Source organism: Peribacillus sp. SIMBA_075, from assembly GCF_046534585.1.
In genome coordinates, this window is sequence record NZ_JAWRYN010000813.1 from 1 (window position 1) to 264 (window position 264).

Here is a 264-nt window from a genome sequence, read left to right on the forward strand (position 1 = left end):
GCCAGCATGCCGCTCGTTCCTTGTATATTCTAAAGGGTGAGAATGAGGGGAAATGGCTTTGACTGCCTCAGGAGCAAAGGCTGGTTCTTGCGCCTGCTTTTGAACCGGCTCCTTTTTCGGTAACACCGGGATAGGAGCCGGTGGGTTTAGTCCATTACCAGCTCTTTCTTCAAAATCTTGATCCAGCACCGCAATCACTTCGACCATTTGCTGTTTTTTTAAACCGAACAGCTTTCGTTTGACAACGGTTTTAGAATTTAAAAT

1 pseudogene is annotated in these 264 nt (G+C 46.2%); it reads right to left on the reverse strand.

Annotation, left to right across the window (positions count from 1 at the left end):
- Nucleotides 1-264, reverse strand: a pseudogene (locus tag SB775_RS30480) (flagellar biosynthesis protein FlhF); the annotation flags it as partial.